Source organism: Bradyrhizobium sp., assembly GCF_049586575.1.
Taxonomy (GTDB): domain Bacteria; phylum Pseudomonadota; class Alphaproteobacteria; order Rhizobiales; family Xanthobacteraceae; genus Bradyrhizobium.
This window is the reverse complement of record NZ_JBAVCF010000764.1, coordinates 1-10099: the sequence shown is the minus strand read 5'-3', so window position 1 is coordinate 10099 and position 10099 is coordinate 1. Positions and strand designations below refer to the sequence as shown.

Below are 10099 nucleotides of genomic sequence, written 5' to 3'. Positions count from 1 at the left end.
GCGACGATCGGCGGCGCGTGGTTGGGCGCGCGCGCCTATCACGTGCTGAGCGACGGCAATTTCCGCGACGTGGTGCTCGGCCTGTTGTTTCTGTCCGGCATCACGCTGGTCTGGAGCAGCATCGGTTAGCTGACGCCGCGCGGCGTCAAATCTGGCTTGCCTCAATGCGCCTCGACCGGGGCGCCGGTGGTCGGCTTGTTCAAGAGCATGACGCTGATGCTGAGACCGAAATAGAATACCGCCAGCATGAAGAACGCGTCGCCATAACCCATCACCACCGCCTGGCGGTGAACGATCTGCGACAACTGCTTCAGCGCCATCAACGCCGCATCGCCCATGCCTTGCAGGCGCTGGGTGAAATCGTTGAGCGTCTCGGTCGCCGCCATGTTGCCCCAGTTGACGCGATCCTGAAGCCTGGAGATATGCAGGTCGGTGCGTTCGTTCAGCACCTGGTTGATGAGCGCCAACCCGACCGCGCCACCGAGATTACGCGTCAGGTTGAACAGGCCCGAGGCGTTCTTGACGCGATCGGCGGCCAGCGTGCCGAGCGAAATCGTGTTGGTCGGAACGATCACGCACATCATCCCGACGCCGCGCAGGATTTGCGGCAGCAGCAGTTCGTTGAAATCATAGTCGCGGGTGATCGACGTCATCTCCCAGGAGCCAAGCGCGAAGACGACGAGTCCAAAGGCGATGATCAGCCGCATATCGAGCTTCTGCGTCAGTCGCCCGACGATCGGCGCCATCAAAAACATCGTGGCGCCAGAAACGAACATGGTTTCGCCGATCATCAGCGCGCTGTAGCCGCGCACTTCGGAAAGGTAACGCGGGTAGATGTAGGTCAGGCCGTAAAGGCCGATGCCGGAGCAGAACGAAATCATGCAGCCGACGGCAAAATTGCGGTCGGTAAAGGCGGTGATATCGACGATCGGTTCTTTCGCCGTGAGTACGCGATAGAAGAAGGCGATCGCGGAAATGGCGCTGATCGCGGCGCAGGTCGCCACCGACGTATCCTGCAGCCACTCATATTGCGGTCCTTCCTCGAGCACATATTCCAGCGCGCCGAGAAATCCCGCCATCGCGATCAGGCCGAACCAGTCGAAATGGTCGAGCAGGGCGAAATTCGGCTTGTCGAAGTCAACGAGCGCCAGCACGCCGACGGTGATGATGATGCCGGGCACGACATTGATGAAGAACAGCCAGTGCCAGGACATCAGGTCGGTGATGATGCCGCCGACGGTCGGACCGATCGTCGGCGCCAGCGTCGCGACCAGGCCGATGATCGGACCGACGATGTAGAATTTCGAGCGCGGGAAAACCGTATAGGCGGAAGCAAACACGGTCGGGATCATGCCCGCGCCGAGAAAGCCCTGGATCGCGCGCCACACGATCATCTGCTCGATCGAAGAGGCGAAGCCGCAGAGGAAACTCGACACCGTGAAGCCGGCGGCGGAAATCGCAAACAACAGCCGCGTGCCGAGTGCGCGCGACAGAAAGCCTGACAAGGGTATCGCGATCACCTCGGCGATCAGATAGGCGGTCTGCACCCACGACACTTCGGTCGAACTCGCCGAGAGGCCGGCCTGGATGTCGGTGAGCGAGGCCGAGACGACCTGGATGTCCAGGATCGACATGAACATCCCGAACACCATGATCAGAAACGCCACCAGCCGCCGCGGTTCGATCCGCTCGGTTGGTGTCGCTTCCATCATCGCCGGGTCGGCAGTCGTGGCGTTCGCCATGTTCGGATAGTCTGTTTGCGATCTACTGCGGATGAACCATGCCGGGCGCGTCGAGGTCGGCATCGCTGTCCGCATCCGCGGCGCCCTTGGTGGTATCCACCGTGGCATAGACCGACATGCCCGCGCGCAACAGATTCTGCCGCGCCACGTCCTTCGGCACGCGAACGCGGACCGGCAGTCGCTGCACGATCTTGGTGAAGTTGCCGGTCGCGTTGTCCGGCGGCAGCAGCGTGAACACGGAGCCCGCCGCCGGCGAAATGCTGTCGACGGTGCCGGCAAACTTGCGATGGCCGTAGGCGTCGACCGAGATCGTCACCGGCTGCCCGGGCCTGATCCGCTTCAACTGCGTTTCCTTGAAATTGGCGTCGATGAAGACGTCGTCGAGCGGCACCACATTGCCGAGCCGCTGGCCGACGGCAATGAAGTCGCCGCTATTGACCATGCGGTTGGAGAAGGTGCCGTCGACCGGGGCGCGCACCGCGGTGAAAGCGAGATCGCGTTCGGCTTTCGCAAGCGTGGTCTGCAATTCCATGAGCTGGGCGCGCGCTTCGGCCTGCTGCGCCTTCGCCACCTCGACATTGTCGCGCGCGGCGTCATAGGCCGCCTGCGCGGCCTTCACTCCAGCCAAGCCCTGGTCGCGTCCGGCCTCGGACTGCTCGAAGGTGGCGTGGGTGGCGTAACCCTTTTCGGTCAATTGCTGCTGCCGGTCATAATCGAGGTTCATCCGCTTCAAGCCGGCTTGCGCGGAGGCGAGTTGCGCCTTGGACTGCTCGGCCGCGCTCTCCTGCGCAACGACCTGCCGGCCGAGCCGGTCGATCGTCGCCTGCTGGGTCTGGATCCTGGTGCGCGCGGCATCGACCGCAATCCGGTAATCGCCGTCGTCGATCTCAAAGATCACTTCGCCGGCATGCACCGTCGCATTGTCCTGCGGGAGGATCGCCGCAATGTGCCCGGACACCCGCGCGCCCAGCGTGGTATTGTTGGCGCGCACATAGGCATCGTCGGTCGAAACATGGAACCGTCCGATCAAAAACCAATGCGCGCCATAAGACGCCGCCGCGAGCGCGAGCAACGCGACCGCGCCGAAGAAAACCATTTTGCGCTTTCCGGCTTTCGCCTCCGGCGCGGCAGCCTCCGGCACGACCGGCTTGGCGGCCACGGACCGATCCGGCGCCTCGAGGGTCCGGCGCGTGGTGTCATCGGAAAGATGGGCGCGAATCGAATCGGCGATCTCGGCGGTGGCCTCGCCACCTGCCGCGTCCTGCCCAGTGCGCAAAATCCGCGCGGCCTGATCTCTCGCTGCGGCCATCATGGCCTCCCATTACAAAATTCGACAGAAATAGAGGCCGAAACCGCCTCAGCTAACTTCAAATTATCATTGACCGAACGGTTCGGTCAATATATATCTTGTCCGGATAATATACGAGGGATACCCTTCCTGGTTGTTTTCGGGCTGCCAAATCCGTCGAGAAGCTAAACCAATGGTTGCAGAACACCCATCCTCTCTCCGTCTGGTCGGTGACGCCGACTCCTCCAAGCGCCGGCAAATCATCGACGGCGCCCGCAAGGTCTTCCTGGACCTGGGCTTTGACGGCGCCAGCATGGGCGAGATCGCCCGCGCTGCCGGCGTCTCCAAGGGCACGCTTTATGTCTACTTTGCCGACAAGAACCGGCTGTTCGAGGCCATCGTCGAGGAAGAAAGCCTCGAGCAGGGCAAGCTCGCCTTCAACTTCGATCCGGAGCGCGACGTCACCACGACGCTGATGGACTTCGGCCAGGCCTATATCCAGGTGCTGTGCCGGCCCGGCGGCGGCTCGGCGATCCGCACCGTGATGGCGATCGCCGAGCGGATGCCCGATGTCGGCCGGCGCTTCTATGAAAATGTCATCGCCGTCACGATCGGCCGGCTCGCCGACTATCTTGAAGCGCGCGCGCGTCTTGGCGATGTCACGATCGGCGATTACCGGCTCGCCTCCTCGCAATTTCTGCAACTGTGCCAGGCCTCGCTGTTCCAGCCGTTTATTTTTCAGGCCGCACCGGCGCCCTCGCCCGAGCGCTTCGAGGAAGTGGTTGGCAGCGCCACGCGGATGTTTTTGGCGGCTTATGGGACGAAAAAGTAAGGACATCATCTTCGTTTCCATCGTCATGCCCCGCCACCGGGTCGGCGCAAAGCGCCGCCCGATGACAGGCTCCAGCGCGGCATCCAATACGCCGTGGCGTCTCAATCTCTAACGAGTGTCTCTGGAATACTGGATCGCCCGGTCAAGCCGGGCGATGACAGCGAGACACACTTCTCCCTTCCCGCGAAGCTGATCGCCCCCGAGTCATCACGTAACAATCGTCCCTCCGAAAACAGAGGGAGCAGGGAATGCCGGGCGCGTCAGCCGCACCCGCGGCCTCGTATGCGAATGAAAAAAGCATACGAGCGTAGTCACCACAGGTTGGCCGCAACAATCGGCATTCCCTGCGCGAATGGTTTTAACGGTTTACTTCGTAGTCTCCCCGGAGAGCCGGGCTTTATTGCCTCCGTCGCCTGCGGCGATCACCACAGACTTGATACCAGCGTCGGGGTATCAGGACGCCACGACTTCGCCGTCCGCGACACGCGCATTCGTCTCGTGCGCCGTCGCGTCCACCGCATCTTCCGTCCAACGTTCCGTGACGATCGCGATACGCCCCTCATGCGGGCGGAAGATGCGCGAAAAAATGCCCGTGATTTGCCCGACGTCACAAGCGAAAACGTCTGCGGCGAATTAACGCGACGGGCAAATCAGTCGCCGCGCGCAAATTCGTGTCAAGTGACGAGCAATTGCTTCGTTGGTTGGCGTTCTCGCCTGAGCGGCGTTTCGTCCAAAGCACGCAGCAGAATGAATTTGCCGATCGTATGGTCAAAACAGCTCACTTGGTTCAGACGAATTGGTCACAAACTAAACTACCCGCGTGAACCTTTTTATCGTACCAAACATTTGGTCGTTACAGCATTTCGCTGTTGAGAGAGGCGGCGCGATGTTTGGTCCCTTCTATTCGACCATGTTCTTGGCATTTGAGTCAGGCAACGTCATTGGTCTTCGAATGATGAAGATCATGTCGGGCGGCAGTGGCTCGCATGACGAGGCGAATTTGATGGTGACGGAAAAGGTGCAGGCGATGTTCGAGGCCAGTGCAAGCCTTTTGGCTGGCGGCACCGCGAGCAGCGTAATCGATCGCTATCGAGAACACGTCGCTGCAAATGCCAAGCGGCTATCGTAGCGATTTTTACTGAACGCGACTGGAAAAGCCGGGTGCCGGCAAGTCGTTCGTGATCGACTTTGGATTCGGCAAGGCATGCCTCGCGCAATGGCACAAAGAAACGGCCCGCTTCGCGGGCCGTTTTTTAGTTACGTATCGGTGTCGCTCGTTTGGTCGAGCTGCTCTTTGGGATTTCCATCATCCTTGCCCGGCGCCTGGCTCTGCTGGCCCGGTTTAGGACCGCCGCCTTGTTGCTGGCCGCGCTTCTGACCCGGCGCTTGATTCTGGCCGGGTTGGTTTTGGTTCGTCATGTTGTTTCCTTTCATGGGAACATCATGACAACGGCTCAGAGCCGGCGCCCGTTCCGAGACAAAAGCAGCAATGCGCATTTGACGCCATCATATGACGGCCAGCCCGTTCCGTCCTTATCGAGCCAGTTTGATGTTTTGGTTGCGGACGCACGCGCGTGAGTTCCGATATCATCTTATGAACATACAATCACCGACCAACGAACAAGCGGGAACTGAACCATCGGGAGCGCGCGGTATTGATTCCCCAGTTAGACAAACCAGAAGGATCCGAAAAAATGTCGAATGAAAACCAGGGCGGCACGAATATTCCGCAGGCGTTGGCCAGCACCTTCCCGAGCGGCTTCCAGGCGATTGCCACTGCTTATGGCGACTATACGAAGAAGTCGTTTGACGAAACAAAGTCCTATGTTGAGAAGATGTCAGGCGCGAAATCGTTCGAGAAGGCGATTGAAATTCAAACTGAATTCGCGAAGACAGCTTACGAGACATTCGTGAGCGAGTCGCAGAAGATTGCCGCGATGTACGTCGATCTTGGCAAGCAATCCTGCAAACCATTCGTTGGTTTTGTTGCGAAGGCGACCCCGACAGGTCAGTAAGACCTACCTCCGCGATGACAAAAATGCCCTGCTCATCGCAGGGCGTTTTTGAATGTTCCCGCTCCATGTCGGGCTTTTCGCGCCGCTTACTCCAGAAACCGGGCAATATTGGCCAGCGGCGGCGAAAGTTTGGGCCGCCGGCACGGTTCACCGCCCTGCTGCGATTGTAGCCTCGTCAACGGCTCGCAAAAGCGAAATTACTACCCATGTAATGGAGACATACGATCCCGGCCGAAGAGCCTGTCAGCGAGGTTGACCTAGTGAGCGCGATATATCCGTTGAGCTTCCATCGTCGCATTGAACGGCAGTGGGCCGAACGCATCAAGTCGTTAAGGCGCATGGGTGGCCAGGTCGCCGTTGCGACAAAACGAACGTTGCAATCCGCCATCAACCAGGACGGCTCGCTAATTCCAGTGCCGGTCAGAACCGTCGTGGACCCGCGACGACGTCATCAATCTCGTGATTGAGTTTCCAAACCACAGCCGGTCATACGACCAGACGCGGCGCGCCGTTCGATTTTGGGGACACGACAGCGCAATAGAAGCGTCATTTTTTATCAGCGAAGACGCATTGAGGCGGATTCAACCGAATTCGTGCGCCGACGAGTTGGGCTTTTTGAACGCGTTCGATCGTAATCGTGATTTGATATGTGCCGCCGCGGCCGGGATCTATGTTCGCGGAAGCAGGGGCTCTTATGATCTTGTTGCCGCTAATTTTTGAAACACCCGGGACTTGAGCCGCGTTAAAATATATTGGACGGCGATGACCGCTGCCAAGTACCGCCAAGGCGACATCTCAGGTCCCGCCTGCAATGAAATAGGCCGCCAGCTGAGGCGGCCTTAGGTTGGCGCTCGCAATTCGCCTCGAAGCCAGCCTTGTGCTTTTCGGGATTTGATGGGGTCGGCCAGTTCGGCGACAATCTGATGGATGTCGCTGCAGTGTGGGCACTCGAAGGTCCGGATATGAAATCCCAGGCGACCGGACGTAACTCCCGCCAGTGTTGTTGCCGATTGGCAGATTGGACATCGCGGTCGGAAATGAAAGGACATGATGCTCGCCTTGACTCAGGCGGAAGTACAACACTCCCAGTCACCGGGTAGATGCGCCGTTACAGGACGGTGATGGAGTCAGCTTGCCGCGGAACGAACCTCCGCCCGTGTTCAATTTTGCTCACTTCATAAACAGTTCACGAAAAAATTAACGAATTGGGGCAACTGAGGCGGGCCTTAGTTCGGGGACTGGTTTCGTGCTGCCCGGTGCCTTTGTCGGCGAGTTCTTGATCGAACGATTCTTGAGGGGAAGGTTTTGTCAGAAGACTGAAACCTGGGCCGGGGCCGTTCTGCGGAACTGAGCAATATTGAACAGCGGGGAAGGATCGGATGTGCTGCGCTAATAATCGAGCGTGCCGCTGATCCAGCCCCCTGAAGCCGCGCTCCCCTGATGGCCCCGGCGCGAAGCCGCGCACGCGCCGGGGCCGCTCCTCCCGCGAAAACGCGATTTCTGTGGCCGACTGGCCATCATCATTTGAACGCAAGTGCCGCTACGCCGCCGGTTGGGTCTTCCCCTCACCGCCTGCAAAGGTCGCATGAGTAATCGAGACGGCCGTTCCTTCCGGTCCACTCAGAGTAACGACCTGGGAATCCAGTTGCTTGGCAAGCGCCTTGACAATGCCGGTGCCAAGCCCGGATTTGGGCTGGGCAAAGACGCCATCAGGTTTTCCGATCCCGTTATCAACCACCGAAAGTTTCCAGTCTGTCCCGGAAACTTCATAGGAGACGGATATCTGTCCGTCTTTTGTTTTTGCTTTAAAAGCGTGTTTCAACGAGTTTATCACAAGCTCGGTCACGATTAATCCGAGGCTCTCGGCGTCGCGACAAGTTGCCCTGCCGCCCTGACCGATCACCCTCAGCGAAACTTCCTGATCCTCGCCGATCATCGAGTGGGCGAGCGCTTCACAAAGCTTGGTAAGGTAGGGTTGCATTTCCATGGAGCCGATGCCCGCCGAAGCGTGAAGATGCTCCTGCACGGCCGCAACCGAAATGACCCTGATATGCGCGTCGTGCAGATGACGTCGCGTTTCCTCCGACTCCACCGATCTTGCCTTCATCATGATGATACTGGCGATGATTTGCAGACTATTGGCGACCCGGTGGCGGAGTTCGTCGAGCAGCACGTCCTTCTGGCGCAACAGGTCATCCTTATCGCGTTCCAGATTGCGTTGAACCGTAATATCCTCGATGCCCAGCAGGATGTTGGTGTGTGCTTTCTCATATCGAACGATGCAGGCTTTCAACAGCATCACCCGCCGTCCGATGCGGGGAAAGTCATGCTCAACTTCGTATTCGTCCATCGGGCTTTGATTGGGTATTATTTTTTCCAGCAGCAATCGGAGCTTTGGAATGTCCCACTCGCGGTCGCCCAATTCGTAAAAGCGTTTTCCCTGTGTGTCGCCGGGATCGACCGAGAACTTGACATAGAACGACCGGCTTGCGGCGACGACGCGGAGGTCTTTGTCGAGGACGACCAGAGGTTCACGAATGGTGTCCACTATCGCCTGTGCCAGCGCGCACGCGTCTTCGACCTCGCTGAAACGCTTTCTAAACACGCATGACCTTTCCGCGCGATTGTCAAATCGCGCAGTGATAATCCGAAGGCGGCGGGAGATCGTGAGATCAACGGCCTCGCATCACTTCAGGTCCGCCGCGGGACCGGCTTATTAGTGAGCAATATTGACCGCTCGGCCGGACGAGGCAGGCAGGTTGGGCATCCATGCCCAGCGGCTACAATCTCCAGGAGCGTCGGTTTCAGTTCTGGCCCGAAATATAGAAACTGGTTTCGCAGGAACGTCTGTCGGAAAGCCGATTTGTAACGGTGGGATTTGATTTAAAGTCGCCTCAGCTATTCAACGGCTCAAGTTGACGGCTCTCCGGCATGCTCGCCGGGGCCGTTTTCTTTGCTGTCCTGACGAGAACACTTGAGACGGCAACTTAAGACAGTGCAGGTTCTCTTCATGCTCGGGGACCTCTCGCTCAAATTGGTTGCATGATCGCCCCGATGGCGCGGAGCCAAACGGGTCGGGCGAATGCGCGCCCGACGACAGACACCGCCGCGAAGCAATTCAGAATCTTTATGTGAGCCGAACTGGATTGCCTCGCTGGCGCTCGCAATGACGATTGGGGGGCAACCACCGTCATCGCGAGGAGAGTTGCGCAGTTGGGTGAGGATGGGTAGAGCGAAGCGATACCCATCGGCTGGCTTTGAAGTGATGGGTTTCGCGAATTGCTCAACCCATCCTGCGATTCTGACTGGATTAGCTCGCAACGGCAGCAGAGCGAGCCGCGCTATCGGCGGCGACGGCCGCGCCGTCGGCAGGCCTGCCGCGCAATTGTTCGCGATAGCGCGGGTGCTCGGTCCCCATCATCCGGTCCCACCAGGTGAAGTAGAGACCGTAATTGTGATGAAAGGTCGCGTGATGGAGATCGTGGTGCGTGGTCGCGTTGATCCATCCGAACCAGCGGCTGTCGGCGAGCGCGCGCGGCATCAGTTCGACGCCGGCATGGCCCATGACATTGCGTACAATCATGAAGGCCATGAACAGGAATAGCCCCAGCCCATGCATCGGAACGAACAACAGCCATAGCGGCGTGAACGCCGCCATCAGAAACGCCTCGGGAATGTCGAAGGCATAGGCCGCAAACGGCGTCGGTGCCACCGAGCGATGATGGGTGCGGTGGAAATAGGGATAGAGGCGCGGCAAATGCATCAGTCGATGCGTCCAGTAAAAATACGCATCGTGGGCGACGATGATCGCGACGACGCTGAGGACGAGATAACCGACGCCGGCCTTGTCGAAATCGGTATAGATCGTGAAGATGCCATTCATGGCGCCGTACACGATGGCCGCGCCATTCAGCGAGAAGATCACCCCGGTCCGCAGCGAGGTCACGATCTCGCGGCGAACGTCTGACCTCGAGGCCCACCGTGCCTGAATCTTGCGTCGGCTCAGGCCGGCGTTCCAGAACAATTTCAGGATCAGCGCCAATCCGCAGGCCGCGACGAGGTAACGGCCGACGTCGAGGATCAGCATGGGGGACCAGATTTGCCAGAAGCTGGCGAGCGCATCGGAAAGAGGCTGCATGGGAGGGCTCCGCGAAGGTGTGGAAGGACAGACGGCGCCTGTCCTGCGTACCTTTTTGGAATGGAAGGGGCTTGGTACTCTCGC

At 59.1% G+C, this 10099-nt stretch carries 10 protein-coding genes and 1 pseudogene; 7 read left to right on the top strand and 4 right to left on the bottom strand.

Annotated elements, in window-relative coordinates:
• Positions 1-129: pseudogene (locus WB528_RS27430) on the top strand (sulfite exporter TauE/SafE family protein); the annotation flags it as partial.
• A 32-nt stretch (positions 130-161) separates the two neighbouring features.
• Here the strand turns inward: WB528_RS27430 and WB528_RS27425 are convergent.
• Positions 162-1742: a DHA2 family efflux MFS transporter permease subunit gene (locus WB528_RS27425; RefSeq protein ID WP_423892480.1), complete on the bottom strand. Its 1581-nt coding sequence runs from the start codon at positions 1740-1742 to the stop codon at positions 162-164.
• Between the two features lie 22 nt (positions 1743-1764).
• Positions 1765-3051 (bottom strand): HlyD family secretion protein, encoded by a 1287-nt coding sequence (locus WB528_RS27420; RefSeq protein ID WP_423892479.1) that lies wholly within the window; start codon positions 3049-3051, stop codon positions 1765-1767.
• A gap of 172 nt (positions 3052-3223) precedes the next feature.
• Between WB528_RS27420 and WB528_RS27415 the strand changes: the two genes are divergently transcribed.
• From WB528_RS27415 to WB528_RS27390, 6 genes are all read left to right on the top strand, one after another.
• Positions 3224-3862, top strand: a complete 639-nt coding sequence (locus WB528_RS27415) for a TetR/AcrR family transcriptional regulator (protein WP_423892478.1) — start codon at positions 3224-3226, stop codon at positions 3860-3862.
• Positions 3863-4150: 288 nt separating this feature from the next.
• A complete protein-coding gene (locus WB528_RS27410; RefSeq protein WP_423892477.1) occupies positions 4151-4735 on the top strand; it encodes a hypothetical protein in 585 nt (194 codons plus the stop codon).
• Positions 4736-4748: 13 nt separating this feature from the next.
• A complete protein-coding gene (locus WB528_RS27405) occupies positions 4749-4991 on the top strand; it encodes a hypothetical protein (RefSeq protein WP_423892476.1) in 243 nt (80 codons plus the stop codon).
• 149 nt (positions 4992-5140) lie between these two features.
• Positions 5141-5440 (top strand): hypothetical protein, encoded by a 300-nt coding sequence (locus WB528_RS27400; protein ID WP_423892475.1) that lies wholly within the window; start codon positions 5141-5143, stop codon positions 5438-5440.
• A 116-nt stretch (positions 5441-5556) separates the two neighbouring features.
• Positions 5557-5877, top strand: coding sequence for a phasin family protein (locus WB528_RS27395; protein ID WP_423892474.1), 321 nt, complete (start codon positions 5557-5559; stop codon positions 5875-5877).
• 459 nt (positions 5878-6336) lie between these two features.
• On the top strand, positions 6337-6597 hold the full coding sequence (locus WB528_RS27390) for a DUF1488 domain-containing protein (protein ID WP_423892473.1): 261 nt from the start codon (positions 6337-6339) through the stop codon (positions 6595-6597).
• A gap of 820 nt (positions 6598-7417) precedes the next feature.
• Here WB528_RS27390 and WB528_RS27385 read toward each other — a convergent pair.
• The gene (locus tag WB528_RS27385; RefSeq protein ID WP_423892472.1) at positions 7418-8482 is read right to left on the bottom strand and encodes a sensor histidine kinase; all 1065 of its coding nucleotides are present in this window, start codon (positions 8480-8482) and stop codon (positions 7418-7420) included.
• Positions 8483-9187: 705 nt separating this feature from the next.
• Entirely contained in the window at positions 9188-10015 is an 828-nt protein-coding gene (locus WB528_RS27380; RefSeq protein WP_423892471.1) for a sterol desaturase family protein, read from the bottom strand.
• Positions 10016-10099 lie beyond the last annotated feature (84 nt).